23 protein-coding genes are annotated in these 25,813 nt (G+C 75.2%); 13 read left to right on the top strand and 10 right to left on the bottom strand.

Annotation, left to right across the window (positions count from 1 at the left end):
• Positions 1–63 precede the first annotated feature (63 nt).
• Positions 64–1,242 (top strand): hypothetical protein, encoded by a 1,179-nt coding sequence (locus tag ACFVGO_RS10135; RefSeq protein WP_380631324.1) that lies wholly within the window; start codon positions 64–66, stop codon positions 1,240–1,242.
• Here ACFVGO_RS10135 and ACFVGO_RS10130 read toward each other — a convergent pair.
• Positions 1,239–3,494: a hypothetical protein gene (locus ACFVGO_RS10130; protein WP_380631323.1), complete on the bottom strand. Its 2,256-nt coding sequence runs from the start codon at positions 3,492–3,494 to the stop codon at positions 1,239–1,241. The genes ACFVGO_RS10135 and ACFVGO_RS10130 overlap by 4 nt on opposite strands.
• 379 nt (positions 3,495–3,873) lie before the next feature.
• Here ACFVGO_RS10130 and ACFVGO_RS10125 point away from each other — a divergent pair, with 379 nt between their 5' ends.
• Entirely contained in the window at positions 3,874–4,461 is a 588-nt protein-coding gene (locus tag ACFVGO_RS10125) for a TerD family protein (RefSeq protein WP_359902675.1), read from the top strand.
• Between the two features lie 101 nt (positions 4,462–4,562).
• Here ACFVGO_RS10125 and ACFVGO_RS10120 read toward each other — a convergent pair whose 3' ends face one another.
• Positions 4,563–6,221 carry an ABC transporter permease gene (locus ACFVGO_RS10120; protein ID WP_359902672.1) on the bottom strand — a complete coding sequence of 553 codons (1,659 nt, stop codon included), beginning with the start codon at positions 6,219–6,221 and terminating at the stop codon, positions 4,563–4,565.
• The gene (locus ACFVGO_RS10115; protein ID WP_380351368.1) at positions 6,218–7,144 is read right to left on the bottom strand and encodes an ABC transporter ATP-binding protein; all 927 of its coding nucleotides are present in this window, start codon (positions 7,142–7,144) and stop codon (positions 6,218–6,220) included. Before ACFVGO_RS10115 ends, ACFVGO_RS10120 begins: the two co-directional genes overlap by 4 nt.
• A 92-nt stretch (positions 7,145–7,236) precedes the next feature.
• On the opposite strand from ACFVGO_RS10115, the gene ACFVGO_RS10110 reads away from it, so the two are divergent.
• Entirely contained in the window at positions 7,237–7,746 is a 510-nt protein-coding gene (locus ACFVGO_RS10110) for a GbsR/MarR family transcriptional regulator (RefSeq protein WP_380631321.1), read from the top strand.
• A 261-nt stretch (positions 7,747–8,007) separates the two neighbouring features.
• Here ACFVGO_RS10110 and ACFVGO_RS10105 read toward each other — a convergent pair whose 3' ends face one another.
• Positions 8,008–9,390, bottom strand: a complete 1,383-nt coding sequence (locus tag ACFVGO_RS10105; protein WP_380631319.1) for a lytic transglycosylase domain-containing protein — start codon at positions 9,388–9,390, stop codon at positions 8,008–8,010.
• Between the two features lie 572 nt (positions 9,391–9,962).
• Here ACFVGO_RS10105 and ACFVGO_RS10100 point away from each other — a divergent pair.
• Together ACFVGO_RS10100 and ACFVGO_RS10095 are read left to right on the top strand one after the other, a co-directional pair.
• Positions 9,963–10,346 carry a hypothetical protein gene (locus ACFVGO_RS10100; protein WP_359902661.1) on the top strand — a complete coding sequence of 128 codons (384 nt, stop codon included), beginning with the start codon at positions 9,963–9,965 and terminating at the stop codon, positions 10,344–10,346.
• Positions 10,347–10,362: 16 nt separating this feature from the next.
• Positions 10,363–10,671, top strand: a complete 309-nt coding sequence (locus tag ACFVGO_RS10095; RefSeq protein ID WP_380631317.1) for a hypothetical protein — start codon at positions 10,363–10,365, stop codon at positions 10,669–10,671.
• 12 nt (positions 10,672–10,683) lie between these two features.
• On the opposite strand, the gene ACFVGO_RS10090 is transcribed toward ACFVGO_RS10095, so the two are convergent.
• The 3 genes from ACFVGO_RS10090 to ACFVGO_RS10080 all read right to left on the bottom strand — a co-directional run bounded on the left by ACFVGO_RS10090 (position 10,684) and on the right by ACFVGO_RS10080 (position 14,047).
• On the bottom strand, positions 10,684–12,285 hold the full coding sequence (locus ACFVGO_RS10090; protein ID WP_380631315.1) for an alpha/beta hydrolase: 1,602 nt from the start codon (positions 12,283–12,285) through the stop codon (positions 10,684–10,686).
• A 110-nt stretch (positions 12,286–12,395) separates the two neighbouring features.
• On the bottom strand, positions 12,396–13,037 hold the full coding sequence (locus ACFVGO_RS10085; RefSeq protein ID WP_359902652.1) for an NAD(P)H-binding protein: 642 nt from the start codon (positions 13,035–13,037) through the stop codon (positions 12,396–12,398).
• An 86-nt stretch (positions 13,038–13,123) separates the two neighbouring features.
• Positions 13,124–14,047, bottom strand: a complete 924-nt coding sequence (locus ACFVGO_RS10080; RefSeq protein ID WP_359902649.1) for an EamA family transporter — start codon at positions 14,045–14,047, stop codon at positions 13,124–13,126.
• Positions 14,048–14,158: 111 nt separating this feature from the next.
• Here ACFVGO_RS10080 and ACFVGO_RS10075 point away from each other — a divergent pair, with 111 nt between their 5' ends.
• Positions 14,159–14,656, top strand: a complete 498-nt coding sequence (locus tag ACFVGO_RS10075) for a MarR family winged helix-turn-helix transcriptional regulator (RefSeq protein WP_380631313.1) — start codon at positions 14,159–14,161, stop codon at positions 14,654–14,656.
• A 268-nt stretch (positions 14,657–14,924) separates the two neighbouring features.
• On the opposite strand, the gene ACFVGO_RS10070 is transcribed toward ACFVGO_RS10075, so the two are convergent.
• The gene (locus ACFVGO_RS10070) at positions 14,925–15,818 is read right to left on the bottom strand and encodes a methyltransferase domain-containing protein (RefSeq protein WP_359902643.1); all 894 of its coding nucleotides are present in this window, start codon (positions 15,816–15,818) and stop codon (positions 14,925–14,927) included.
• Positions 15,819–15,865: 47 nt separating this feature from the next.
• On the opposite strand from ACFVGO_RS10070, the gene ACFVGO_RS10065 reads away from it, so the two are divergent.
• Together ACFVGO_RS10065 and ACFVGO_RS10060 are read left to right on the top strand one after the other, a co-directional pair.
• Positions 15,866–17,377: a PLP-dependent aminotransferase family protein gene (locus ACFVGO_RS10065; RefSeq protein ID WP_380631312.1), complete on the top strand. Its 1,512-nt coding sequence runs from the start codon at positions 15,866–15,868 to the stop codon at positions 17,375–17,377.
• A gap of 286 nt (positions 17,378–17,663) precedes the next feature.
• Positions 17,664–18,686 (top strand): glycoside hydrolase family 3 N-terminal domain-containing protein, encoded by a 1,023-nt coding sequence (locus ACFVGO_RS10060; RefSeq protein ID WP_380631310.1) that lies wholly within the window; start codon positions 17,664–17,666, stop codon positions 18,684–18,686.
• Positions 18,687–18,841: 155 nt separating this feature from the next.
• Here ACFVGO_RS10060 and ACFVGO_RS10055 read toward each other — a convergent pair whose 3' ends face one another.
• Positions 18,842–19,570: a polysaccharide deacetylase family protein gene (locus tag ACFVGO_RS10055; protein WP_380631309.1), complete on the bottom strand. Its 729-nt coding sequence runs from the start codon at positions 19,568–19,570 to the stop codon at positions 18,842–18,844.
• 221 nt (positions 19,571–19,791) lie between these two features.
• On the opposite strand from ACFVGO_RS10055, the gene ACFVGO_RS10050 reads away from it, so the two are divergent.
• The 3 genes from ACFVGO_RS10050 (at position 19,792) to ACFVGO_RS10040 (ending at position 21,054) form a co-directional block, all read left to right on the top strand.
• Positions 19,792–20,253, top strand: coding sequence for a hypothetical protein (locus ACFVGO_RS10050; protein WP_359902635.1), 462 nt, complete (start codon positions 19,792–19,794; stop codon positions 20,251–20,253).
• A gap of 284 nt (positions 20,254–20,537) precedes the next feature.
• Positions 20,538–20,879: a metalloregulator ArsR/SmtB family transcription factor gene (locus ACFVGO_RS10045; RefSeq protein ID WP_359902632.1), complete on the top strand. Its 342-nt coding sequence runs from the start codon at positions 20,538–20,540 to the stop codon at positions 20,877–20,879.
• Between the two features lie 43 nt (positions 20,880–20,922).
• A complete protein-coding gene (locus tag ACFVGO_RS10040) occupies positions 20,923–21,054 on the top strand; it encodes a DUF6126 family protein (protein WP_359902629.1) in 132 nt (43 codons plus the stop codon).
• A 19-nt stretch (positions 21,055–21,073) separates the two neighbouring features.
• On the opposite strand, the gene ACFVGO_RS10035 is transcribed toward ACFVGO_RS10040, so the two are convergent.
• Positions 21,074–23,665 carry a cytochrome P450 gene (locus ACFVGO_RS10035; RefSeq protein WP_380631308.1) on the bottom strand — a complete coding sequence of 864 codons (2,592 nt, stop codon included), beginning with the start codon at positions 23,663–23,665 and terminating at the stop codon, positions 21,074–21,076.
• Between the two features lie 342 nt (positions 23,666–24,007).
• Between ACFVGO_RS10035 and ACFVGO_RS10030 the strand changes: the two genes are divergently transcribed.
• Complete coding sequence (locus tag ACFVGO_RS10030; protein WP_380548811.1) at positions 24,008–24,772, top strand: sigma 54 modulation/S30EA ribosomal C-terminal domain-containing protein; 765 nt, start codon at positions 24,008–24,010, stop codon at positions 24,770–24,772.
• A 52-nt stretch (positions 24,773–24,824) separates the two neighbouring features.
• Positions 24,825–25,334: a hypothetical protein gene (locus tag ACFVGO_RS10025; RefSeq protein WP_380351351.1), complete on the top strand. Its 510-nt coding sequence runs from the start codon at positions 24,825–24,827 to the stop codon at positions 25,332–25,334.
• The last annotated feature ends 479 nt before the right edge of the window (positions 25,335–25,813 follow it).

Raw genomic sequence — 25,813 nt, 5'->3', positions numbered from 1 at the left:
GGCGGAGCCCGGTCCGCCCGGCGGCGTACGACGGTTGACGAAGCGTCAACTAGCGTGTGAGCCATGAGGATTCGCGTTCTTCCGGCGGCCGTGGTCGTCGCCGCCGCGCTGCTGCTGGCCGGTTGCGGTGGTGCGGGTCCGGGCTCCGGCTCCGCCGACGAGGAGCGGCCGGGGCCCGGGCCGGTCGGCGCGTCGCCGACCGGCCCGCCCTCGGCCGCCGTGCCCCCGGCCGCCGTGCCCTCGGCCGCCGTGCCCTCGGCCGCCGTGCCCCCGGCCGCCGTGCCCTCGGCCGCCGTGCCCCCGGCCGCCGCGCCCCCGGCCGGTGCCGAGCGTCGCGCCGACGGCGCCCAGCTGCTCTACCGCGCCGGGGGCGGCCGCAGCGCGCAGAACCCGGCCTTCTCCCCGGACGGCCGCTCCGTCCTGCTGACCGAGTTCAGCGGGGGCTACAACAAGGGTGCCGCCGCCCTCGGCGTCCTGCCGCTGGACGGCGGCGCCCCGCGCACCGTGGTGGCGGACCCCGACCGGGCGGCCGTCAACCTCCCGGGCGCCAGCTGGAACGCGGCCGCCGACGCCTTCGCCTTCGCCACCGACCGGGAGTCCGGGCACGACGAGATCTGGCTGATGCGGCCGGGCGGCGCCCCCGAGCGGGTGACCGGGCACGCCGACGCCAGCGGCTACAGCGAGCCGAGTTTCTCCCCGGACGGCGAGTGGATCGTCTTCCAGCAGAGCCGGGAGCCGGAGCACGCCGCCGTGCCGGGCGACGCGGCCGAACAACAGGACTCGCTCTGGAAGGTCCGCCGCGGCGGCGGCGCTCCCGTCCTGCTGGTGGACGGCCGGGGCACCGGCACCGACAACCGGCAGCCGAACTGGTCCCCGACGGGCGACCGGATCGTCTTCCAGCGGCGGAGCGCGGGCCGCGAGGACTGGTCGCTGTGGACGGTGGACCCGGACGGCGGCGGACTGCGGCAGGTCACCGGGTCGCCGGGCGAGCACACCGACCCGAGCTGGTCCCCGGACGGCCGCTTCCTGGTCTTCTCCTCCACCCTGGGCGACCTGCCGAACGCCCAGGTCTTCGTGCTGGAGGCGGCCGGCGGCACTCCCGTCCGGGTGACCCTCGACGACGGCGCCTACGACGGCGCGCCGAGCTGGTCCCCGGACGGGCGGTGGATCGCCTTCGAGTCCGCCCCGGGCGGCGAGGCCGGCCCCGCCGCCCTCTGGCGCATCCCGGCGCCGGTTCGCTAGACGGCCTGGCCGACGGTGATCGTCACCACCGAGTACTGCGCGACGGTCAGCGGCACGCTGACCGTCCCGCCGGTGACGGTGTACGGGACGGCCTTGGGCGCCGGGTCGGTGCCGTCCGGGCTCGCGACGGTGACGGCGGAGACGCTCGCCCCGGCCGGGAGGGCCCAGGAGAGCGTGCAGTTGGCGGGCGTGCTGCGGAACGCCGCCGGGGTGTCGCCGAAGTTGGTGAAGTTCACCAGGTGGACGACGGTGTCGGCGCCGAGCCGCCGGGCGTCCAGGAAGATCCGGCGGTCCCCGGCGAGGGTGACCTCCGGCGGGGCGGACTGGCGGACGGCGGTGAGCAGTTGGTCGGCCGAGGCCTGGTCGGTCCTGGTGAGGTAGCTCAGCCCGGGCAGCGCCTTGACGTACCAGCAGCTGCCGCTGCCGTAGGAGTTCTGCCTGGTGGCGGGCAATGGGTCGGCCCTGCGCAGGCCGAGCACGTCGGAGAGCGCGAACTCGGTGCGCTGGCCGCCCAGTTCGTCGAGCGCGGTGGGTGCCGGGCCGGTGATCACGATCGTCCCGCCGGCCGCGACGAACCCGCGCAGCAGCGCCGCCTCGGCGTCCGACACCGCCTGGAGGTTGGGCAGCAGCAGGACCTTGAACCGGGCCAGGTCGTCGGCGGTCAGGCCGGGGCTGGGCACCGTGTCGAACGGGACGTGGGCGTAGACCAGCGCCTTGACGGTGCCCCGGAACTCGCCGAGCCAGGGCAGCGAGGCGCAGCTCATCTCCGGGTCGTCGCCGCCCCACCAGTCGGTGATCCCGGCCGGGGCCGTGGCGTTGACGTACATCCCGTTGCCCTCGCCGGGGGACACGTAGTCCCGGGACGGCGCGGAGTGGTAGACGCCGACCCGCGCGATCGACACCGGGTCGTAGAGCCTGGTCTGGTTGGTGCGCACGAAGCGGTACATCCGGGTGCGCATCGCGGCGTCCACGGTGTCGTTCTTGAACGGGGTCTTCACCTCGTACGGGTTGCAGCCGGCCGCGATCAGCTGGGACATCACCAGCGAGGCGTCGTCGGCCTGCCAGCCGTAGGAGAACGCCCAGGCCGGCTTGGTGCCGCTGGCGGCGCGGGCGTACTTGTACATGGAGATCAGGCAGACCCAGTCGGCGGCGGTGGCGTGCCGCATGCCGTCGTAGTTGCCGAGGATGTCCACCTCCCAGACCTGGCCGACGGCGCCGGGGGCCTGGCGCAGGTAGCCGCCGTCCAGGCCGATCGAGGTGGCGTAGCGGTAGTCCATCGACACGGTCTCGACGAAGGTGACCAGGTCGGGGTTGACCGAGCGGCCGGCGTCGGCGATGTCCAGCTGGAACCGGAGCAGGTTGCGGTGGCGCCACTCGACGTAGCGGCGGAAGACCGGGTCGGCGAAGTTCGCGGCCTTGGGCAGGGCGAGGCCGGTGTCGGCCTTGAACGCGGCCGCGCCCCAGGTGGAGGCGTCGCACCAGGAGAGCACGCCGTCGAAGTAGATCGGGACGTCCGGCCAGATGCCGTCCACGCCGGTCGCGGCCACGCCCTTGATCCGGTTGAGGTAGTAGTCCCGCCAGGGCGAGTTGGGACTGAGCCAGACGCTCTCGTCGCCCGGGTCGACCCAGACCACCACGCTGCCGTAGAACACGTTGGGCTTGCCGGCGAGGTCGCGCTGGACCCAGTTCTTGCCCTGGTCGTTCTTGTAGAAGGAGCGGCCCTTCTCCCCGCCGGGGGAGATCAGCTCCAGCGACGGGTAGTACATGACGACCTTGAGGCCGGCCGCGTGGGCCAGGCCGGTGAACTGCTTCACCTCGGCCATGTGGGCGGCGAACTGGGCGTCGGTGAGCCAGTCGGAGAGCAGGGTGTCCAGCTCGATGACGCTGACCTCCTGCGCCTTGAGGGCGTCCACGGCGCTCTGCATGTCTGCGGGCTCGTTGAAGGTGCCGTCGGCGATGCGGGCGTAGCGGGCCCAGTCCGGCCAGGTCTGTGCGGCGGCTCCGGCGCGCAGCCCGGCGTGGGAGGACGGCCAGAGGCCGTCGTACTGCGCCGTGCCGAATTCGTGGTCCCGTGCCGCGGCGGCCCAGGCCGTGCCGCCGGGCAGCAGCCGGACGGTGGCCAGCGCGCCGCCGGCGCCGAGGCCGGCCCGGAGCAGCCGGCGCCGGCCGAGGCGGGATCCCTCCGGTCGCTGCGGTGCTGCGTGCTGTTCGGTTCCGTCGTGCCGTTCGGTTCCTTCGTGCTGCTCGGGCATGGTGGTCCCCCCAGCGAGAGCGGGCGGCGCGCGTCGGCACGGCCCGGGAACGGTCGTGAGCACTGCGAGTCGTGGGTACTTCTCCGTCGTGGGCACGGTGAGGCGTGGGCACCGCGATCGGCGCGTGGACGGCGCGTCGGTGCTGCCGGGCGCCGTCCCGGGGCCGACCCTAGACCGTGTGCCGCCCCGGCCGTCCGGTCGCGGTCCACGGCTACGCCAGACGTCGGACCGCCGGTTCCCTCAGTGTGCGGACCGTTGTCGGGGTGAGGTCCGGGGGAGTACGGGGTACAGGTGCTCGCAGGGCACCGTCGATGATCATAAATTCTCTACAGTGCTGTAGATTCGCGGCACGGACGGTGGCAGAACGGAGGAGGACGCGATGAGCGTTTCGCTGGCCAAGGGGCAGAAGATCAGCCTGGAGAAGCCGGGGGGTGGGCAGCTGAGCCTGGTCCGGATGGGCCTCGGCTGGAAGGCGGCGGAGCGCAAGGGCTTCCTCGCCAAGCTGCTCGCCGCCGGCCGGGAGATCGACCTGGACGCCTCGGCGGTGCTGTTCGCCCAGGGGCGACCGGTGGACGTGGTGTTCTTCCAACACCTCAACAGCAACGACGGTTCGGTCCGGCACAGCGGGGACAACCTGGTCGGCGGCGCGGGCGACGCGACCGACGACGAGTCGATCACGGTCAACCTGACCACCGTCTCCGCCGAGGTCGACCAGATCGTCTTCACCGTCAACTCCTTCACCGGGCAGACCTTCCAGGAGGTCGAGGCGGCGTTCTGCCGGCTCGTGGACGAGACCACCGGCGTCGAGCTGGCGCGCTACACGCTCACCGGCGGCGGCCCGTACACCGCGCAGATCATGGCCAAGGTGCAGCGCACGGAGACCGGCTGGCAGATGGCCGCGATCGGCCAGCCGGCCAGTGGGCGGACCTTCCAGGACCTGATGCCGGAGCTGGTCAAGCACCTCTGATCGCCCGTGGCGGGTTCCGGCTCCCCGGCTCCCCGGCGTTCCGGCCTTCCGACGTCCTGACGCCCTGTCGGGCCGGAGCCGCGAGCCCCCGAGCCCCGGCGTCAGTCGATGTCGCGGCGCCGGAACCCGGCCAGGGCCAGGGCGATCAGGGCGGCCGCGACCAGGGTGAGCACGGCGAGCGGCGCCCAGTCCATCGCGGCCGCCGGGAGCCGGGGCACCCGGCCGTACGGGGAGAGCCGCTCCAGGCCCGCGGGGAGGTCGAGCAGCGGGCCCAGGTAGCCGATCACGAAGGCGTACCCGGGCACCAGCCAGGCCAGCGGCGCGGCCCGAGGCAGCCAGCCGTACACCGCGGCGGCGAAACCCACCGTCACCCACTGGGCGGGCGCGAAGGCCAGTGCCGCGCCGGTCAGCCGCAGGAACGCGCCCCCGTCGCCGCTGGACAGCGCCCCGGCCAGGCCGAAGCCCACGCCCGCCGCCAGCAGGACGGCGGTGGAGCCCAGCAGGGCCGCCGCCAGGTGCCCGCCCAGCCAGGCCGACCGTGACACGCCGGTGGCCAGCACCGGCACCGCCCGTCCGGCGCTCTCCTCGGCACGCGGGCGCAGCGTGGCGAGCACCGCGTGGACGCCGCCGAGCACGGCGACCACCAGCATGGTCAGCGCGGCGTAGGAGTCGGCGAGGGTGTGTCCGCCGAGCCGCTCCAGCGCCTCCCGGATCCGGTCGACGTCCCCCAGCATCGAGTCGGCGTCGCCGAGCAGCGAGCCGTACATCGCGCCGACCAGCAGCAGGGCGGCCGCGAAGCCGCCGAACAGACCGCGGTGCAGGCGCAGCGCCAGGCCGAACGGGGTGCCCAGGGCCGGGCCGCCGGTGGCCGGGCCGGGACGGGCGGCGCGCAGGCCGGCGCCGTGGTCGCGGCGGCTGCTGAGCGCGAACCCGGCGGCGGCGGTCGCGGCGGCCAGGGCGAGCGCGGGCAGCAGCGGCCACCAGCGGTCGTCCACGAAGGGGTAGCTGCGCTGCAGCCAGCCGATCGGGGAGGCCCAGGAGAGCGCGCCCGAGCCGGCGTCCCCGGCCGCGCGCAGCGCGTACGCGCCGCCGAGCACGGCGAGGGCGAGCCCGGAGGCGGTCCGGGCGTGCGCACCGAGCTGGACGGTGACGGCGGCCACCGCGGCGAACAGCAGCCCGGCGAGGGCGGTCGCGGCGCCGTACAGCGCCGATCCGCCGGCGGTGAGGCCGGGGACGCCCAGCGCGGGCAGGCCGGCCGCGAGCAGCAGGCCGAGCGCGAGGTCGGCGACGGCGGCGGTGGCCAGGGCGGCGGCGAGCGGGGCGTGCCGGCCGACGGCGGCCGAGCGGAGCAGTTCGGCGCGGCCGCTCTCCTCCTCGGCCCGGGTGTGCCGGGTGACGGTGAGGACGCTCAGCAGCCCGGCCAGGACGGCCAGCAGACCGAGCATCCGGTGGCCGAGCATGGCGCCCCAGGTGTAGTCGGCCAGGTAGTGGGCCGGTCCGCTCATCGCGAGCATCGCCGGGTTGTCCGAGCCGTGGGCGATGGAGGCGCGCTCGGCGGCGGTCGGGTAGAGGGTGTGGACGCTGTTGGCGGTGGACAGGGTGACCAGCCAGAGGCCGAGCACCCAGGCGGACAGCCGCAGCCGGTCGCGGCGCAGGGCGAAGCGGAGCAGCGCGGTGGTGCCGGCCAGGGTGGTGCGGGTCGCCGTGCGGCGAGGAGCGGCGGCGCGGCCGGTGGCCGGTTCGGCGGCGGTGGCGGTCATCGCAGGGCCTCGCCGTCGGCGCGGTGCCCGTCGGCGGCCGGCTCGTCGCCGTAGTGGCGCAGCATGAGCTCCTCCAGCGTGGGCGGGTGGCTGAGCAGGCCGCGCAGTCCGGCCGCGCTCAGGAGCCGTACGGCGGCGTCGAGTTGGGCGCCGTCCACGGCGAACCGGACCCGGTCGCCCTCGGTGTGCAGGCCGTGCACGCCGGTCAGCGCCTCCAGTCCGGGGACCGGGCGCAGGGTCCGGGCCTCGACGGTGGTGCGGGTGAGGTGGCGCAGCTCGTCGAGGGAGCCGCTCTGCACGACCCGGCCGTGCCGGACGATGCTCACCCGGTCGCCCAGTTTCTCCACCTCGTCCAGGATGTGGCTGGAGAGCAGGACGGTGCGGCCGTCCTCCTTGGCCCGGCGCACGACGTCCTGGAAGACCACCTCCATCAGCGGGTCGAGGCCGGAGGTCGGCTCGTCGAGCAGCAGCAGCTCGGCGTCGGAGGCGAGCGCGGCGACGATGGCGACCTTCTGCCGGTTGCCCTTGGAGTAGCTGCGGCCCTTCTTGGTCGGGTCGAGGGCGAAGCGCTCGATCAGCTCGTCGCGGCGGCGGCGGTCGAGCCGGCCGCGCAGCCGGGAGAGCAGGTCGATGGCCTCGCCGCCGGTGAGATTGGGCCAGAGCTCGACGTCGCCGGGCACGTAGGCGAGGCGGCGGTGCAGCTCGACGGCGTCGTGCCACGGGTCCTTGCCGAGCATGCGGGCGCTTCCGCCGTCGGCGCGCAGCAGGCCGAGCAGGACGCGGATGGTCGTGGACTTCCCGGATCCGTTGGGCCCGAGGAAGCCGTGGACCTCGCCGGTCTCGACGGTGAGGTCGAGGCCGTCCAGCGCGGTGGTCCGGCCGAAGGTCTTGCGGAGGCCGGACAGGGTGATGGCCTTGGTCATGGTTGTGAAGCTATCGTAGTTTCAGAAAAACGTGAATATTGGGAAGCGTTAAAGTTCGACAGGGACGAGTGATCACCGGAAAGGGGCTCAGGGTGGTGCAGGGAACGAAGGGGCCGGGGGAGCCCGAGGAGGAGCGCGAGGGCAAGGCGCTGTCGGACTTCGTCGAGCGCTTCGCCGCGGAGCTGGTGGTCGCGGGCATGGGCCGGATGCCGTCCCGGATCTTCTCCTGCCTGATGGCGGAGGAGAGCGGAGTGCTCACCTCCGCCGAACTCTCCGAACGGCTGCGGATCAGCCCGGCGGCCGTGTCCGGCGCGATGCGCTACCTGATCCAGGTCGGCCTGGTCGCCAAGGAGCGCGAGCCCGGCTCCCGGCGGGACCGCTACCGGGTGCTCAACGACGTCTGGTTCGAGTCGCTGACCCGGCGCGACGAGATCATGCTGCGCTGGATCCGGGTGCTGCGCGACGGCGAGGCCACCGTCGGCGCCGGCACCGTGGCGGGGGAGCGGCTGGCGGAGAGCGCCGCCTTCTTCGAGTTCATGATCGACGAGCTGCACGGGATGCTCGGCCGCTGGCGCGAGCACCGCGCGGCCGGGACGCGGTAGCGGGTCGGCCCGGACGCGGAGCGTCGGCACGGGGGGCGTTCGGCGGCGGGAAGAGCGCGCTCACCGGCCCGGTGGAGATCCACCCCCGCGCCGGGGAGCCGCTGCCGACGGTCGGTCGGCGCTGCTCGGTGTTCGACTCCGTGGGCCGGGACGAGGCAGGGAGGTCGTGACAAGCCCGGGCGGGGCCGCCCGTGACGAGCCGTGGGGCGCCCGTGACGAGCCGTGGGGCGCGGTTCCCGGGAAGGAACCGCGCCCCTCGGGTCACTTCGTCGGGGCCGCCGACGGCGAGAACGCGGAGCCGGGGGTGGTGCCGGCGGCCGCCCCCGGGGTCTGGGTCGCGGTCGGGCCGGGGGTGGGGCAGCCCGGGAGGGGCGTTGCCGTCGGGGTGCCGGTGGGCGTGGCGGTCGGCGACGGGGAGCCCGTCGGGGTGGGCGTGCCGGTCGGCGTGGCCGACGGGTCCGGGCAGGTGGTCGGCGTACCGGTCGGGGTGCCCGTGGGCGTGCCGGTCGGGGTCGCCGTGGGGGAGGTGCCGCCGCTCGGGGTGGTCGTCGGCGTCGCGGAGGGCGAGGCCGAACCGCCGGGCGTGGGCGTGGCGGTGGCGCTCGGGGTCGTCGTCGGCCGGGCGCTCGGCGACTGCTCCGGGGCGGGCGTGACCGGTACGGTCGGCTGCGGGTCCGTACTGGGCGCGGTCGTGCTCGGGCCACCGCCCCCGGGGAGGCTCGGGAGCCCCGGCGGGTTCGGCGTGGGCAGCGAGGTGGGCGGGACCGGGGACCCGGGGCGGTTCGGGACGGTTGTCACCGTGCCGCTGCCGTAGTGCGCCATCCAGTTGCGCACCGTCCGCAGGTACTCGCCCGAGTTGTTGTAGCTGAGCACCGCCCGGTCGAGCTGCGCCGGGTCGGCGAGGTCGCGGCCGCCCGCGCACAGGTAGCGGCCGGCCGCCTCGGCGGCGTCGAAGACGTTGTTCGGGTCGGCCTTGCCGTCGCCGTTGGCGTCCACGCCCCAGGAGGCCCAGGTGGACGGGATGAACTGCATCGGCCCGACGGCGCGGTCCCAGCGGGAGTCGCCGTCGTAGCGGCCGCCGTCGGTGTCGGATATCGCGGCGAAGCCGTTGCCGTCCAGCGCCGGGCCGAGGATCGGCGTCAGGGTCGTGCCGGCGGCGTCCACCCGGCCGCCGTTGGCCTGGCCGGACTCGACCTGGCCGATCGCGGCGAGCAGTTGCCAGGGCAGGTGGCAGCCCGGCGAACGCTGCGCCAGCGAGGCCTCGGTCTGGCGGTAGGCGGCGAGGACGGTGGCGGGCAGTGCGGGGCCGGTGGCCGCGAACGGGCCGGCCGAGGTCGTGCCGGGCAGCGTGCCGGGCGGCTGCGGGAGCTGGACGGTGCCGCCGCCGTCGGCCGGGACGCCGGTGCCGAAGGTGCCGGGGACGTCCGTCGAGGGGCTGCCGTCGGGCAGGGAACGGCCGACGCCCTGGCCGTCGGCGCCGTTCGCCGGACCGGCGTCGGCGACCGCGACCGGGGCGAGCCCGATGCCCGTCACCTGAGAACCGGTCAGCGCGGCCAGCGCGACGAAGGCCGCCGCCGTGCCCGTGAGCCGCTTGCCGATCCGGAGCTTCCGTCCGCCCTCGGCCTTGCCGATCCGCACCGTCATCCGCTACCCCTCCCCGTCGCCGCCCGGACCATCCCGGAACGGTTGAGCTGTCGTCATCGTGCCCGTCCGGCCGAGGGCCGGGCCCGCCGCCGGGACGATTAGTATCACGACGATCTGACAGGGACAGGGTGACCGGGAGGCGGACCGGGGCCCTCCGAGGGGTTAACTCGGCACTTCAGCGGGGGTGCCGCCGGGTGCCGCGCCGTTCCGGGGCCCCGCCGCCGGCCGCCCCCTTCCGCCGTCCAGTGCCAACTCACCTTTCGCTGCGGAAAGTTGACCGAAGGGTCACCGCGGCGGGACGGGCGCTCCCGGGCGCCGGAACGGCGGTTCGGAGCACAGGGGTGGTGCGTGCGCGGCGTTTCGGGCTCCCCGGCGGCGCCCACCGTCCGCCCTCCTGACCTGCCGGAACGTCGGGCGCCCGGCCCGGCGCCCCCTACCAGGGCGGGCGCCGGGGCGCCAGGGCGCCGCCCCGACTCGGCCCTGGACGGGTGACGTTCTGGTGAAAGTGGGCATGCCAGGAATCACCGCCCGGCATGCTGTGCCGCGTGATGATGCGGATGGAGGTCCAGACCGTGAGCGCGAACCTGCCGGAGACCCTCGCCGAGGGAGCGGTCGTCCTGCCGGCGCCCCCTCGGGTGGTGGACGACCTGGCCCGTGACCTGACCCAGGCCGCCGCGGCCGTCCGGGCGGTGTCGCGCGCCCGTCGCACCGGTGGGGACGTCGCGGTCGCCGCGTACACCGCCGTGGTGTGCACCGGGCGGTCGGCCGCCACCGTCCTGGAGGAGGCCGCCGCCTGGTGCCGGCAGGCCCCCGAGGCCGAGGTGCACTCGCTGGCCTGGGCGCGGGTGCCGGGCCACCGGGAGGACGTCCACGAGTACCGCGTCACCCTCGCCGTCAGCTTCCCCGACGGCGAGACCGGCGAGCACCTCGGCGACACCCACCACGCCTGCCGCTGACGCGTATCATCGCCGCATGACTGTGGGGGACACGAACGAGATGGTGGACAGCCCGGCCGGCGAGGCGGACGACACGGCCGCGGGGGAGCGCGCCGACGGCCCGCGGGAGCTCTCCCGGCCGGCGGCCGTCGCGGTCACCGTGCTCGCGGCGGTGTGCGGTGCGGCAGTACTGCTGGCGGTGTTCCACTGGCTGGGCTGGTCCGTGCCGTGGATCGGCTGGATCGTCGCCAAGGCCGGGATCAAGCTCGCCGTCGGGGGCTTCGCCGGGCTGGCGGTCGGGCTCTCCTGGCTCCGGGCCAGGCTGCGCTCCCGGCCCGGGAGTTGAGCACCCGGTTGGTCAACCGGCCTGCGGCGAGGGGCAGGTGAGGTCGCGAGCGGGCGCCTCGCCGTCCAGCAGGTACCGCTCGACCACCCCGCTGACGCAGGTGTTGGACGTGGGGTACTGGCCGTGGTCGCCGCTCCCGGTGACGGTGACCAGCCTGGAGCCGCGCAGCGCGCGATGGGCGCCGAGCGCCGCCTCGTAGTACGTCGCCGGATCGTGCACCGAGTTGAGCATCAGCGTGGTCGGCAGACGGGAGCCCGTCACCTTGACCTCCGGCGCCGGGGCGACCGGCCACGCGGCGCAGACCGCGCTGAAGGCGAGCGTCCGGGCACCGGCCAGCGGCCAGCGGGCGGTGTTCTCGGCGCCGCGCTCGATCCAGGTGTCCAGGTCCCTGGTCCACGGGGTGTCGTTGCAGGTCACGGCGAAGTACTCGGCGAGGAACTCCGGGGAGAGGTAGCTGCCGAAGATCTTCGCGGCCGCCGCCCTGGCCGCCGGGTCGAGGCCCTGCCAGTTGTCGACGGCGGCCAGCATCCGGGCCAGCTCCGGGAAGTCGGACGCCCGGTAGATCGCCGACATGGCGAGGCTGTCCAGCTGGTTCGGGCCGATCGTCACCGAGCCCTCGACGATGGGGGAATCGTGCAGCGCGGCGCGCCGCTGCTCCCAGTGCGCCCGCACCTGCTCCGGCGTCGAGCCCCAGTGGTAGGTGGTGTCCCGCGCCGCGAGCCAGGGCACGAAGTCCTCGTCGAAGCGGCGCTGGAAGCTCATCGGCTGGCCCAGCTCGTACTTCTCCCAGGTGCCGTCGAAGCCGATGTTGCTGTCCAGCACCATCCGTTCGACCCGGTGCGGGAAGAGCGTCGCGTAGTAGGCGCCGATCATCGAGGCGTAGGAAGGACCGTAGTAGCCGATCTTGCGCTCGCCGAGCAGGCCGCGGAAGAGGTCGATGTCGCGGGCGGTCTGCTCGGTGGTCAGGTAGGGGATCAGGTCGCCGCTGCGCTCCTGGCAACTGGCGGCCAGTTTCCTGGAGTTGGCGATGACGCGGTCGATCGCGGCGGGGGACTGGTCGCGGTAGTCGCCGGCCAGGAACTCCTGCATCTCCGCCTCGGTCTGGCAGACCGCCTTGGTGCTCTCGCCGACCCCGCGCTGGTCGAAGCCGACGATGTCGTACGCGGCGGCGACCGCCGGGGCGCCGGCGGCCAGATTGGCCGGGCGCAGCAGGCCGGTGCCGCCGGGGCCGCCGGCCGCCATCAGCAGGGTGCCCTTGCGCTCGGCCGGGCCGGTCGCGCGGTGCCGGGAGACGGCGATGGTCAGATCGGCGTCGACACCGGGGTGGTGCCAGTCGCGCGGGGCGGCCATGGTGGCGCAGTCCAGGGCGGGCTGCCGGGCGCAGGGCTGCCAGTTCAGCGTCTGGTGGGTGTAGCGGGCGGGCACCGGAGCGGCGTCGCCCGGGTCCCGGCCGGTGGCGGCGCCCGCGGTGGTGGGCACGGCCAGGCCGGCCAGGACGGCGGCCGCCACGGCCAGGGCGGCGCGACGGGCGTGCCGGACGCGGGTCGGGGCGGCGTCGGTGCGCTGGGCTGCGATCTTGCTCTTGGTCTTGCTCTTGGTCTCAGGCTCGGTCACGGGAACGATCCTGTCCGGCCCCGGCCTGATGATCGATCATCCCCACTACCGTCTTCGGGGTGGTGCTGGGTGCACCCCCGCCGGGGCGGGGGCTCCAGGCGGTCGAGGGCTCAGTAGGCGGCGGTGAACCGGGCCCGGCGGTGGACGGGCTGTTCGGCCTCGTCGAGGAGTGCGACGGCGAGGTCCTCCATGGAGATCGCCGAGTTGCCCTCGGCGTCGACCAGCAGGTCGTCGTGGCCGGTCCGGAACCGGCCGGTGCGCACGCCGGGTTCCAGGAGCGCGGCCGGGCTCAGGTAGGTCCAGTCGACGTCCGGGCCGGCGGCACGGTAGAGGCCGAGCTGCTCGTCGCAGGCCAGGGCGATCGGCCGGATCTCGTCGGGGAAACCGGGGCTGTCGACCAGGGTGGTCCCGCCGCCGCCCGGGACGAGCAGGCTGCCCGCGCCGCCGACGGCCAGCAGCCGTACGCCGGTGCCGGCGATCCCGGCCAGCAGGCCCTTGGTGGCGACGGCCAGTTCGTGCTCGCTGCCGGGCAGCGGACGGGTGGCGGTGATCACCACGTCCTGTCCGGCCGCGATCCGGGCGACGTCCTCGGGGTCGCGGGCGTCGCCGACGGCCAGGGCGGCGGCGGACGGCAGGCCGTGCGGCTTCGCCGGGTCCCGTACGACGGCGGTGACCTGGTGGCCGCGGGCCAGGGCCTCGGCCACGACCCGGCTGCCGACGTTGCCGGTGGCGCCGAACACGGTGATGCGCATGGGGTACTCCCTGTAGGTGGTGGGGATCGGTGGTGCTGGGGAACGGTGGGATCGGTGGGTGCGGGAACGGTGTCGGTGGGACGGGGTCAGGCGTTCTCGCGGACGGGCCGCGGGGTGTCCGCCGGCCCGGTTCCGGGTGCCGGCTCGGGCGCGGTGCGGGTCCGTCGGGTCTGGGCGGCGATCAGTGAGCCGAGCACGACCAGCGCGCCGAACGCCTGGAGCGGGCTGAGGTCCTGGCCGAGCGCCAGCCAGCCGAGCAGGGTGGCGACCACCGGGCTGAGCAGCGAGAGGAAGGAGACCGAGGTCGGCGGCAGCGCGCGCAGCCCGCGGAACCAGAGCGCGTAGGTGACGGCCGCGCCGATCAGGCACAGGTAGGTGTAGCCGAGCACGTTGGCGAGGGTGTAGTGGGACGGCGGCGCGCCCTCGGAGAGCAGCGTGACCGGTACCAGCAGCAGTCCGCCGGCCGTGAGCTGCCAGCCGGTGGTGGCGAGCATCGGCGCGGGGGAGACCCAGCGCTTGGAGAGGACGATGCCGGCGGCCATCACCACGGCGCCGCCGAGCGCGGCGAGCACCCCGATCGCGTCCAGCCGGGCGTTGGCCCGCAGCACCAGCAGGCTGACGCCCGCGACGCCCGCGATGCCGGACAGCACGGTGCGCAGGGTGAGCCGGTCGCCGAGGACCAGGGCCGAGAGTCCGGCGGTGACCAGCGGCTGGACGGCGCCGACGGTGGCCGCGATGCCGCCGGGCAGACGGTAGGCGGCGATGAAGAGCAGGGCCTGGAACACCCCGATGTTGAGGGCGCCGAGGACCAGCGAACGCCACCACCAACTGCCCTGCGGCAGACGGCGGGTGAGGGCGACGAGGAGCAGCCCCGCGGGCAGGCAGCGGATGACGGCGGCGAGCAGCGGGCGGCCGGGCGGCAGGAGTTCGGTGGTGACCAGATAGGTCGTGCCCCAGACCGCCGGAGCGAGGGCCGTCAGCAGGACGAGGGCGAGGCGATTTCTTAGCACTAAGGCAATGTATCTCAGCGCTAAGGCATTCTTCACCGCATCGGGTGAGTGATGTGGCTCACAGTTACCTCACCGCTAAGGAATCCAGTGGGGATCGCCTACCCTGAACCCGTGGCAGATCATGTGGACCGCGTCGTCGCGCAATGGGGTGCCGAGCGCCCCGACCTGGACGTCTCCCCGATGGAGGTGTTCGGCCGGCTCAAACGCCTCTACCGGCTGGTGGACGCGGCACTCAACCGCACCTTCGCCGAGCACGGACTGGACGCCGCCTCCTTCGACGTGCTCGCCACCCTCAAGCGCAGCGGCCCGCCCTACCGCCTCACCCCCTCCGGACTGATGCAGTCCGCGATGGTCACCTCCGGTGCCATCACCCAGCGGCTCGACCGGCTGGAGGCCCGCGGCCTGGTCACCCGCACCCGCAGCGACCAGGACGGCCGCAGCCGCGAGGTCGCCCTCACCCCCGAGGGGCACGTCCTGATCGACCGCGCGCTGCCCGACCACCTCGCCACCGAGCACCGGATGCTGGCGGGCCTCGACGAGGCGCAGCGGACGGCGTTCGTCGAGGTGATGCGCACCCTGCTGGCGGACTTCGGGGACAGCCCGGAGTAGCCCCGTCCGGTGCCGGTGCCGGTGCCGGTGCCCGTGCCCGTGCCCGTGCGCGTGCCCGTGCGCGTGCCCGTGCCGTCCCGGCCCGCCTCCGTACCGGGTGGGGCGGCGGGTCGTCAGGTCGTCGGGTCGTCGGGGCGGTGGCTCCCGCGGGCGCGGTCGAGACCCCCGTCCACGACCCCGCCCGCGGGCTCCGCTCCGGCCCGAGCCCGAGCCCGAGCCCGAGCCCGAGCCCGAGCCCGAGCCCGTCCCGGCCCGTCCCGCGTGGCGGCTACGGGTTGACCGCCACCGCCTTGAAGAAGGCGTAGTGGAACGTCCCGCCCGGCCCGGCCGCGCGGCGCAGCTCCGCGATGCCCCGGTCGAAGTCCTCCGGGGTGGTCAGTCCGGCGGCCACCGCGTCCGCGCGGACGGACTCGACCATCGCGACGAAGGTCCGCCGGGTGAACCCCTCCACCAGGGCCGGGTCGGCCCCGTCGGCGTAGACCGTGCGCGGGCGGACCGACACCCGGGCGAAGCCGGCCGCGGTCAGCAGCGGGTGGAGGCGGCGGCCGAGCAGGCCGTCGCCGCCCGCCCGGGCCTGCAGCCGGACCAGGTGGTCGACGGTGCGCCGGGCCGCCGGGCTCTCCGGGTGGAAGAAGGCCGAGCCGTGGTCCCCCTCGATCACCGTGATCGTCCCGCCCGGCCGCAGCACCCGGCGCAGCGCCGCCAGCCCGGCCGTCGGGTCGGGCAGGTGCTCCAGTACGAAGCACAGGAAGACGTGGTCGAACGAGGCGTCCGGGAACGGCAGCCGGTGCAGGTCGCCGTGGTGCCAGCTGACGTCCGCGGCGGGTGCCTGCTCGGCGACCCGGGCGCGGGCCCGGGCCAGCGACTCCGCGGAGAGGTCTGCCGCCGTCAGCCGGATCCCCGGGTTGGCGGCCAGCAGGTGCACGGTCTGCGCCCCCACCCCGCAGCCCGCCTCCAGCACCCGGCTGCCGGCCGGGTACGCGGTGCCCGCGTGCAGCAGGTCGGCGAGGGTGTCGGCCTGGTCGCCGAGGCGCCGCGCCTCGGTCCGCGAGTAGCCGTGGACGTAGTCGGGGCGGTCGTCGGGGCGGTCGTCAGGGCGCTCCGATGCCGCTGTCCCCGTGGTCGTGGGCGATCCCGTGGTCGTGGGCGTTTCCGTGAGCATGGGCGCTTCCGTGGTCATGGCCCCACCCTCGCCGCCACTATGGTCCGGTGAACAGGTCCAAAGCCGAGGCATCCGACCGGTCCAAAGAGGCCGGCGCCGACTTCCTGCAGCTCGACCCGGCCGACGCCCCGCCCGGCGGGCTCACCGACTGGCTGACCCGCCGGCTGCGCGAGGCCGTCGCCGACGGGCGGCTCCCGGTCGGCAGCAGGCTGCCCGCCGGCCGGGTGCTGGCGGCCGAACTCGGCGTCTCCCGCGGTGTGGTGACCGACGCCTACCAGCGCCTCGCCGAGGAGGGGCAGGTCGTCGGCCGCGGGCGGGGCGGCACGGTCGTGGTCGCGGCCCCCGCGGCCCCCGCGGCCCCCGCGGCGCCGCACCGGGCGCCCGCGGCGGAGCCACCCCGCCCGGCGCCCGCGCTGTTCCGGGCCGATCCCGGCCCCGAGGTCTTCGACCTGCTGCGCGGCACCCCCGCCCGGATCGACCTCACCCCGGGCGTGCCCGACCTCGCGGCCTTCCCCCGCGCCGCCTGGCTGCGCGCCGAACGCGCCGTCCTCGACGACCTCGCCGCCTCCGACCTCGGCTACGGCGACCTGCGCGGCACCCCGGCCCTGCGCCGGGCCGTCGCCCACTGGCTGGCCCGAAACCGGGGCATCCGCGCGGACCCGGACGAGGTGCTGATCGTCGCCGGCACGGCCCAGGCGCTCGCGCTGCTCGGCCGGGCCCTGGGCCGGGCCGGCATCGGCGAGGTCGCGGTCGAGGACCCGGGCTCCCTCGGTGCCCGGCACCACCTCGCCCACTGGCTCGCCGCCACCCCGCCGGTCCCGGTCGACGCCGAGGGCATCCGGGTCGACGCGCTGCGCGCCACCGGCGCCCCGGCCGTCCTGCTCACCCCCGCCCACCAGTACCCGACCGGCGTCGTACTGGGCGGCGACCGGCGGCGCGAACTGCTGCGCTGGGCGGGGGAGGGCGGCCTGGTCATCGAGGACGACTACGACGCCGAGCACCGCTACGACCGGCCGCCCGTCCCGGCCCTGCGCGCCGCCCTGCCGGACCGGGTCTGCTACGCGGGCAGCATCTCCAAGCTGCTCGCCCCGGCGCTGCGCACCGGTTGGCTGCTGGTCCCGGCCCGGTTGCGGGACGCCGTCCTGAACGCCAAGCGCTTCGCCGACCTCGGCAACCCGGCGCTGCCCCAGCTGGTGCTCGCCCGGCTGATGGAGTCCGGCGACCTCGACCGCCATCTGCGGCTGCTGCGCCGCCGCCACCGCCGCCGCCGGGACGCGATGATCGCCGCCATCCGCACCCACCTGCCGGGAGCCACCGTGCACGGCGCGGCGGCGGGCCTCCACCTGATGCTGACGCTTCCGGAGGCACCCGGCCGCACCGACACCGAGCTGGCCGCCGCCGCCCTGGCCGAGGGGGTCAAGGTGCAGCCGCTGTCCTGGCACGCCCGGCTGCCGTACCCGCCGGGCCTGGTGCTCGGGTACGCGGCGGGTTCGACGGCGGAGATCGCCGAGGGGCTCGCCGTCCTGGGGCGGCTGGTCCGGCGTTCGTCGTCGATGTGAGGACGATGAGGATATTAAGGCGGATTATCGGATGAATCTGGTGCAGGGGGGAGTGCCCCGCGGTACCCCTGGGTACGTTGACATGCCGAAGTCAAATGTCGGCCCGGGAGGCGTGATGGCCCTGTTCCGAAGTGTCGCCCAGTTCGGGGTGGTGCTGGCCGTGATGGGGATCGCGCTCGGTCCGGTGCCGCTCGGCGCGCCCGCCCGGCCGCACGGTGCCCCGGGCACTCCGGGCGTTGCGGGCGTTGCGGGTGCTCCGGGTGCTCCGAATGAGAGGGGTGCGGCGATGGCCGGCCAGGAGCGGGAGGACGCGCGGGTGCTCGCCGGGCGACGGATCGTGCTGTCGTACCCCGGTCCGACGCCGCCGGCCGGGGTGCTCCAGGCGATCCGGGAGGGCCGGGCCGCCGGGGTGATCCTGTTCGGTGAGAACGTCACGAGTCCGGAGCAGCTCGCGGAGTCGGTCGCGGAACTGAAACAGGCCGCGGCCGAGGCGCCGCACCCGCGCACCCTGCTGCTGATGACCGACCAGGAGGGCGGCAAGGTCCGCCGGCTGCCCGGTGCGCCCGAACTCTCCGCCCGCCGCGTCGGGTTGGCGCCGGACCCGCTCGCCGCGGCCGCGGAATCCGGGGCCGGCGCCGCCCGGACCCTCGCCGACGCCGGACTGAACCTCAACCTCGCCCCGGTGCTCGACGTCTACGACAAGCCGGACAACTTCATCGACCACCCCGAGCGCTCCTACGGCCAGGACCCGGCCAAGGTGGCGGAGTTGGGCAGCGCCTTCCTCACCGCCCAGCAGGGCCTCGGCGTGGCCGCGACCGCCAAGCACTTCCCCGGCCTCGGCGCCGCACCCCGGGGGGAGAACACCGACGAGCGCCCCGTCACCCTGAACGTCCCGCTGTCGCAGCTCCGCTCCCGGGGCGAGGCCCCGTACCGGGCGGCCGTCGCGGCGGGCGTGCGGCTGGTGATGGCCTCGTGGGCGGTCTACCCGGCGCTGGACCCGGACCACCCGGCAGGGTTCTCGTCCACGATCATCCAGGGCGAGCTGCGCGGCCGTCTCGGCTTCGACGGCGTGACCGTCACCGACGCCATGGAGGCGGAGGCGCTCGCCCCGTACGGCGGAACCGGCGCCCGGGCGCTGGCCGCCGCCGAGGCCGGGATGGACCTGCTGCTCTGCTCCGCCCGGGACCCCCGGCAGGGCGAGGAGGCCACCGAGGCGCTGGCCGCCGCGCTGGACGACGGCCGCCTGGACCGGCACGCCTTCGCCGAGGCGGTGGCCCGGGTCGACGCCCTGCGCGGCTCGCTGGAGTGAGCCGACGGGGCCGGTCGGTGCCGTCCGGCACGGCGCCGCGGGGCGGCACCGGCTGGCCGCGGGGCGCGGTGGCGTCGGCGGGCGGGGCGGCGGTGGTCCGCTCCCCGGACTCCCGTCCGGGCGGGTGACGCCGGGGCGCGGAAGGCCCCGGCCGGTCACCGGTCGAGCAGGGTGCGCAGGTCGATGACGCGGTAGCCGCGGGCGCGGGCGCCGTCGAGGATGCGGGGCAGCGCCTCGGCGTCGAGGCAGGTGTCGGGTCCGTCCTCCTCCGAGGCGCCGACGTGCAGTTGGAGGACGGCGCCCGGGGTGAGCGCGGCGAGGGCGCGCTCGACCGCGCGGTCCGCCGTCATGCCGTGGGCGGGGCCCAGGTAGCCGTTGGTGTCGGCGGTGAATTCGAGGTCGGCGTAGCCGAGCCGGTTGACGGTGGCGATGCCCTCCGGTGTGGTCGCGCTGTACGGGAAGCGGAAGAACGGCAGCGGTTCGGTCCCGGCGGCGCGGCGGATCGCGGTGTCGGCGCGGTGCACCTCGGCGCGGGCCCGGTCGGCGTCGAGGGTGGAGAAGTCGGGGTGGCTGTAGGAGTGGTTGCCGAGGCCGTGCCCGGCGGCGGCGATCGCGCGGACGGCGCGGGGATGGCGGTCGGCGAATTCGCCGGTCGGGAAGAAGGTGGCGGGGGCGTCGCGGTCGCGCAGGACGGCGAGGACGGTGTCCAGCCCGGTCTCGTTCCAGGCGGCGTTGAAGGTGAGGGCGAGGACGCGTTCCGCGGTGGGCAGGCGGCGGATCTCGGTGCCCATGAGCGTGGCCGGCGGCGACGCGGCGGCCAGCAGCGCGAGGAGGACGAGGACGGCCGCGGCGGCGGTCCCGGTGGCGGTTCGGATGCGGTTCATCCGGGCTCAACGTGGGCGTTGCCTGGGAGGGTACGGAAGTTCGGCCGTTCGAGGGTGATTGCGCCATCGAAGGTCTGCTTTCGGACGAGGCCTCGTATCCAAGGGTAAATCGGCGTCACCGCATAGGAATCGCATGGCAAAGTTCCTGTCGTGGGCCTATGAAATGTCATATGTGCCACACCACCTGTCCCAGTCCGTCCGTCCCCTCCAAGGAGGAACCCATGAACCGGATCGCCCGGATCGCCGCCGGCGCCGTCGGTGCCGCCGCCCTGCTCTCGGCCCCCGTCCCCGCGTTCGCCGCGGCCCCGGCCGTCGCCACCACCACCGTCACCACCTGCGGCTCCTACAGCCTCCAGGCGGGCCTGGCCACGTACGCCTGCGCCGACGTGACCGGTGACGGCGTCGCGATCTACGGGAAGATCGGCCTGGCCGGTCCGCCGTCCCCGGGCACCCCGTGGCCGCCGGCTCCGAAGGAGCTGGTGACCCACCTGTCGGCCAACGTGACCGGCGGTGCCTCGCTCGGCACGGTGAACGGCCGCACGGTGTTCCAGGTGTCCACGGTGCGGGTCGACGGCATCTCGACCACCGTGCCGTGCGGGTCCACCGTGCACGTGTCCTTTGACGTCGAGGGGTTCTGGAGCGGCCAGGTGCCGGCCACGGTGGATGTGCCTGTAGTCTGCTGACGGCGCGTCACCGTGACTGCCGAGCCCGGGAGTTGGCAGCATCCCGGGCTCGGCTTCTGCATGTCGCGGTCCGGTCGGCGGGCGGTCGGGGGGAGCGCCGGGCGGCGGCCCGCCGAGGGCGGACCGGAGGTCTGTCGAGGGCCCGCCGGGGGTCTTGCCGGCGCTCGACGCGCTGTGACGACTTGAAGAAATCTTCATCTGTCGCGATGATGCCTACCGGCCGCGGCATCGATCCCCGCCCGGCCGGACGACCACCGAGCCGGAACCGAGGGAGAGCGCGGACGATGCCGGTGCCGCTGTACCAGGCCAAGGCGGAGTTCTTCCGCACCCTCGGCCACCCCGTGCGGATCCGGGTCCTGGAGCTGCTCCAGGACGGCCCCCGGCCGGTGCGCGAGCTGCTGGCGGAGATCGAGGTCGAGCCGTCCAACCTCTCCCAGCAGCTCGCGGTGCTGCGCCGCACCCAGCTGGTCACGGCGACCCGTGAGGGCAACACCGTGGTGTACGCGCTCAGCACCCCGGACGTCGCCGAGCTGTTGCGCGCGGCCCGCCGGATCCTGACCGAGCTGATCACCGACCAGGGCGCGCTGCTCACCGAGCTGCGCGCCTCCGGTGGCCGGCTCCGCTGAGCCGCGCCCGGCCCGTCCGCCCGATCCGAGGAGAAGCACCACCATGAGCGACAGCACGAGCGACGAGAAGAGGCGCCGCAAGGCGATGCTGATCCGCGCGGGCATCTACATCTTCGCCACGCACCTGTTCGCCGGTTTCGTGCTGCTGCTGTTCGCGCTCGGCGGCCGGAAGTAGCGCACCGGGAACCGGTGGCTCACCGGCGCCGCCCGTGGTCCGGCACCAGGTACCGGTCGCTGGTGCTGGTCCAGGCCAGAACGCCGGCGACCAGCTCCCGGGTGCCGTCCAGGTACCAGCGCCCGGCCGGGTGGCGGCGCAGCAGGTCGCGGCGCAGTTCCTCGCTCTCCTGCTGCAGCCGTGCCACCCGGGCGCGCACCGCGTGGACCGCCCGGCCGCGGGTCCAGCCGTGGGCCCGCTGGAGGGTGAGCACCGTGTTGAACGCGGGCCCGGCCTGCCGCTCCTCGCGCCGCAGTGAGTAGAGGTCGTTGATCAGTGTGGCGGCGTCGGCGGTGTTGGCGCGCAGCCGGTGCAGCGCGGGCTCCGCGTGCAGTGCGGCCGGGGCGTCGGCGCCGTGGACCCGTTCCAGTATGTTCATGAACGGGTAGAGGCAACTGCCGTGCCGGCGCAGCTTCATGGTGTCGGTGAGGTCGAGGCCGAGGGCGGGCACGGTGCCGCGGGCGCGGTGGTCGGCCTCGGCGGGGAAGGTGGCCAGGCAGGCCCGCCACTCCCGGGCCGCCCGGGCCCGCCACTCGGGGGAGGTCGAAGCGGTCTGCCGCTTCCACAACTCCCGCCAGGAGACCAGCATGTGGCTCTCGGACGGGCTCTGGGACGGGCTCCCGCCGCGGGTGCCGCCGAGGACCGCGATCAGCGGGTCGACCACGGCGTGGGCCGCGGCGGGGTGGCGGCCGGGCGGGCCGTCGAAACGGTCGTCCAGGATGGTGAACCAGCCCAGCATGTCCACCAGGAGGTCGAGTTCGGCGCCCCGGACGCGGGGGAAGGCGTGGCCGATCAGCTTCTGCAGCCCGTAGGCCCGGTAGCGGGGCAGTTCCGCCGGGGTGAGCAGGCCGCGGCGGACCACCCAGTCGGCGTGCCGGTCGGCGGCGAGGCGCAGCTCGTCGGACGGCCGGGGGTCCGCCGAAGCGGCCGGACCCGCGGGGGAGGCTGGACCGGCCGGGGTGGCCGGACCCGCGGGGGCGGCCGTGGGAGCGGTCGTGGTGGTCGTGGAGGTGGTCGTGGGGCCGGTCGTGGAGGCGGTGCCGGTGAAGGGACACCGGACCGGCGGCGGCTCACCGTGCGAGGAGGGCACTGCGGCCCCCGGTGAGGACGCGGCATCGCCCTCTCGGGAGGCCGCCGCGGTGCGCCCGCGTGGGGAGCGCGCGCCGCGCGGCGCGAGCCGCACCCGAAGGCCGTGCGCCTGGACCGTCGTCCACACCACCTCGCGGGCCCGTGCCCCCGGCACCGCCGTGGGCCGCCAGCGGCGCAGGATCGTCGCGGCCGCGACGGTCAGTTCCGCCCAGGCGAAGGCCTCGCCGATGCACTTGTGCTTGCCCGCCCCGAACGGCAGGAAGGACGGCCGCCCGGAGCCGCCGCCGTCCTGCCAGCGCTCGGGCCGGAAGTTCATCGGCTCCGGGTAGCGCACCGGGTCGCGGTGCAGCGCGGTGAGGCTGTACAGCAGCTCGGTGCCGGCCGGGACGCGGTACGGGCCGAGCTCGACCGGCACCCGGGCGGTGCGCATCAGGAAGGCGTTCGGCGCGTGCAGCCGCACCACCTCCTGGGTGACGCTGCGGGTGTAGGTGAGCCGGGCCAGTGCCTCCGGGGTGGGGACGGCGCCCGCGGGCAGGTGCTCGTCGAGCTCGGCGAGGATCCGGGCCTCCATCTCGGGGTGGCGCAGCAGCTCGTCCAGCAGCCAGGTGAGCGTGGTGGAGACCGTCTCGGTGCCCGCGCCGAACATGGTGATCGCCTCGGACCGCACGTCGGCCTCGGTGAGCGGGCGCCCGGTGGCCGGGTCGGTCGCGGCGCGCAGCAGGGCGGGCAGGGTGCGCCGGCCCGCTCCGGGGCCCGTGGTCGCGGCGCGGCGGTTGACGGCCTGGTCGACCACCCGGTTGAGCACCCGCACGGCGTCGTCGAAGCGCCGGTTGACGGGCAGCGGCAGCCGGGCGAGCGCCGGGTTCGGGTAGAGGGACTGGACGATCTGGCCCTTCACCAGGTCCGGCAGCGCCCGGTGGAACGCGACGGTGGCGTCCTCGCTGAGCCGGGCGTCGAACAGCGTGCGGGTGACGATCTCCAGCGCCAGGTGGTTCATCTCCTTGGCCACGTCGAGGACCTGCCCGGGGCGCCAGCGTCCGGCCCGCTCCTCGGTGACCTGCTGCATCACGGCCAGGTACTCGCCCATCCGGTCCGGACCGAAGGCCGGCTGGATGATCCGGCGGCGGTCGCGGTGGGCCTGGCCCTCGGACATCAGCAGGCCGTCGCCGAAGGCCGTCCTGAGGGTGTCCTGGACGGCCCCGCGCGGGCAGTCGTGGGCCAGTGCCACCAGCAGGGTGTGGACCAGCCGGGCGTCGGTGACCACGCAGACGGTGCGTGGTCCGAGCCGGATGCGGACCACCCCGCCCTGGCGGGCGAGCGAACCGAGGAAGCCGAGCGGGTCGCGCAGCAGGGCGCCGGCGTGCCCGAGGCCGGGCAGGGCACCGGGGGCCAGCGGCGGGACGGCGGCGCGGGCCAGCGGGGACGGGCCGGGAACGGTTCTCGGGGGGACGATCAGCTTCCGCGTTTCGGTCAGCAGGGACATGACACTACCTCTCAACCAGAGTGGCCGGTGCGGGCGATGCCGGGCGGCAACGGCGGGCCGGCCGGGAGCCGGGGGACCGCCCAGCGCGGGCCCCGCGCGCGCCCCCGGCGGGAGGGCGCACGTTGAGCAAACGCGCCGGTTTCCCGAGCGTTGCGCCGAATGTGCGGGGATCACTCCAACGGCCGAGTGGATCGACCCTTTCGTGCGTGCTCGAAACTCCGTGTTGACCTGCGCGGATGCGTCCGTACGGGTGGTCCGCGGCTTGCCTGCGAGGCAGGGTCTTTGGACCCTCGCCGCACGGGCGTGCGAGGGACAGCATGGATGCGGAGAAGGAGGAACCTGATGACCCGTCTGCGCCACCGGCCGGCCCTCGACGTCCGGGTGGAGATCCGCGGCGAGCTGCCCCGCGAGGACGCCGAGTACGCCCGGGCCCGGGCGCTGGCCACCGCCACGGCGCTCGGCCCCGACACCCGCGCGCTGCGACTGCGGCTGACCCGCTCGCGCAACCGGTCGGTGACCCGGCCCGCGCTGGCCCAGGCGGACGTCGAACTGGCGGGCGTCGGACCGGTCCGGGTGCAGCTGGCCACCGGCACCGCACGGGAGTCCGTCGACCTGGTGCTCGGCACGCTGGCCGGCCGGGCCGTCCGACTGCGCGAGCAGGGCGACATCGGCTTCGCCGCCGCGTACGAGAGCGCCTACCGCCCGCAGTTCGCCGACCGCCCGCTCGCCCAGCGGCGGATCGCCCGGCACAAGGCGGTCGTGCCCGCCCGCCGCAGCCCCGAGCAGGCCGTGCTCGAACTGCTCGCCCTCGACCGGCGGTTCCACCTCTTCGCGGACGCCGCCACCGGCCGGGACGGCCTGGTCCACCGCTGCTCGCCGGGCGGCACGCTGGAGTTGTGCGCCGCGGGCACCAGCGCGATGCCCCCGCTCGACCTCGCCGAGGCGGCCCGCCGGCTCTGGCTCACCGGTCGCCCGTTCGTCGGCTGGACCGACCCCGGCGACCACCGGGCGCGGGTGCTCTACCGCCGCTTCGACGGCCACTACGGCCTGATAGCGCCGGTATCGGACGGCCGGATCGGGGCAGGAACCCTGTTGGCACAGGACTGACACCACGACGCAACGACCACACCACGAACTCTCCACGACAGGGGCCGGGACCATGGACTGCGACGAGGTCATGCTGACCGTCCGGATCACCGCCGCCGAGCGGGCACTGCTGCGCGACCTCGCACGCGGGCACGGCGGCGACGTCTCCGAGGTGGCGGTGGACGGGCTGCTGGAGGTCATCCCCGCACTGCACGACGACGCCTGCGGCCTGCCGCTGCTGCGCGTTCTGGCCAGGCCGGCACCCTTCGCGCTCACCCTGTGGCTGCCCGCGCCGGTCGCGGACCTGCTGCCGCTGCTCGGTGAGCGGCTCGTACGGACCGGCGGCCCCGCGGCCGGGCCGGCCAGCGCCGCGCTCTCCGCGGCCCTGCGGCTCTGGCTCGCCGGGGACCGGGTCGTCCTGGCGGCCGGGCTGGCCCGGTTGCACGGGGGCTGCGGCGCCGGCGCGGTGGAGGCGGTGCGACCGGGGGTGGGTGCGGCGGTGCGCTCCGGGGTGGGCGGGGCGGTGCGTTCCGGAGTGGGCGGGGCGGCCTTCGGGGTGGAGCCGGTGAAGGCCGCGGCCTGACCTCCCGGCCTGCCTGACGATCCGTCATATGTGCTGGGTGTAGGCGAGTTCGGCTGCCTGAGCCGCGCCCCGGCCGCCGTCCGGGGCGGGTCCGGTGCGCCCGAACCGCGGTCCGGCCGAACCTGGCGAACCGGGCGTCGAACCTGGCCGTCGAACCGTCCGGGGAATTCTGCAAGAGGTTTCTGTTATTCCCGGTCGCCCCTCCCGCTCTCCGAAGTGTCGGAAGACCCGGGCCCCCTCCACCGCGGGGACGCGCGGGTCGTCGTCGCACGAGGAGGGAACGCGATGGGGCACCCGGGCGGCGGGCTCCGCCGGAGCAGGAGCGCAGGCTCACCCCATGAGGTGTCCATCAGCCAGATCGCGCCGAATTCCGCCGACCTGATTCGACGGGCCGCGCCCGCCCGGCACTCCCGGCCCGGCGCCCCGGCCGGCAGCCGCGCGCCGACGCGGCCGCCCGGACGCGACCACCCGCCGAAGCC

This window comes from Kitasatospora sp. NPDC057738 (assembly GCF_042798815.1).
GTDB classification, from domain to species: Bacteria; Actinomycetota; Actinomycetes; order Streptomycetales; family Streptomycetaceae; genus Kitasatospora; species Kitasatospora lactacystinica.
This window is presented reverse-complemented; position numbering and strand designations above follow the sequence as displayed.

What these genes read in the sequence shown, in the direction of transcription:
- ACFVGO_RS10030 (WP_380548811.1), top strand. Translation starts at nt 24,008, where the DNA reads ATGACCCGTCTGCGCCACCGGCCGGCCCTCGACGTCCGGGTGGAGATC.
- ACFVGO_RS10035 (WP_380631308.1), bottom strand. Translation starts at nt 23,665, where the DNA reads ATGTCCCTGCTGACCGAAACGCGGAAGCTGATCGTCCCCCCGAGAACC.
- ACFVGO_RS10055 (WP_380631309.1), bottom strand. Translation starts at nt 19,570, where the DNA reads ATGAACCGCATCCGAACCGCCACCGGGACCGCCGCCGCGGCCGTCCTC.
- ACFVGO_RS10115 (WP_380351368.1), bottom strand. Translation starts at nt 7,144, where the DNA reads ATGACCAAGGCCATCACCCTGTCCGGCCTCCGCAAGACCTTCGGCCGG.
- ACFVGO_RS10105 (WP_380631319.1), bottom strand. Translation starts at nt 9,390, where the DNA reads ATGACGGTGCGGATCGGCAAGGCCGAGGGCGGACGGAAGCTCCGGATC.
- ACFVGO_RS10120 (WP_359902672.1), bottom strand. Translation starts at nt 6,221, where the DNA reads ATGACCGCCACCGCCGCCGAACCGGCCACCGGCCGCGCCGCCGCTCCT.
- ACFVGO_RS10060 (WP_380631310.1), top strand. Translation starts at nt 17,664, where the DNA reads ATGGCCGGCCAGGAGCGGGAGGACGCGCGGGTGCTCGCCGGGCGACGG.
- ACFVGO_RS10095 (WP_380631317.1), top strand. Translation starts at nt 10,363, where the DNA reads ATGACTGTGGGGGACACGAACGAGATGGTGGACAGCCCGGCCGGCGAG.
- ACFVGO_RS10050 (WP_359902635.1), top strand. Translation starts at nt 19,792, where the DNA reads ATGAACCGGATCGCCCGGATCGCCGCCGGCGCCGTCGGTGCCGCCGCC.
- ACFVGO_RS10045 (WP_359902632.1), top strand. Translation starts at nt 20,538, where the DNA reads ATGCCGGTGCCGCTGTACCAGGCCAAGGCGGAGTTCTTCCGCACCCTC.
- ACFVGO_RS10085 (WP_359902652.1), bottom strand. Translation starts at nt 13,037, where the DNA reads ATGCGCATCACCGTGTTCGGCGCCACCGGCAACGTCGGCAGCCGGGTC.
- ACFVGO_RS10070 (WP_359902643.1), bottom strand. Translation starts at nt 15,818, where the DNA reads ATGCTCACGGAAACGCCCACGACCACGGGATCGCCCACGACCACGGGG.
- ACFVGO_RS10130 (WP_380631323.1), bottom strand. Translation starts at nt 3,494, where the DNA reads ATGCCCGAGCAGCACGAAGGAACCGAACGGCACGACGGAACCGAACAG.
- ACFVGO_RS10125 (WP_359902675.1), top strand. Translation starts at nt 3,874, where the DNA reads ATGAGCGTTTCGCTGGCCAAGGGGCAGAAGATCAGCCTGGAGAAGCCG.
- ACFVGO_RS10135 (WP_380631324.1), top strand. Translation starts at nt 64, where the DNA reads ATGAGGATTCGCGTTCTTCCGGCGGCCGTGGTCGTCGCCGCCGCGCTG.
- ACFVGO_RS10025 (WP_380351351.1), top strand. Translation starts at nt 24,825, where the DNA reads ATGGACTGCGACGAGGTCATGCTGACCGTCCGGATCACCGCCGCCGAG.
- ACFVGO_RS10040 (WP_359902629.1), top strand. Translation starts at nt 20,923, where the DNA reads ATGAGCGACAGCACGAGCGACGAGAAGAGGCGCCGCAAGGCGATGCTG.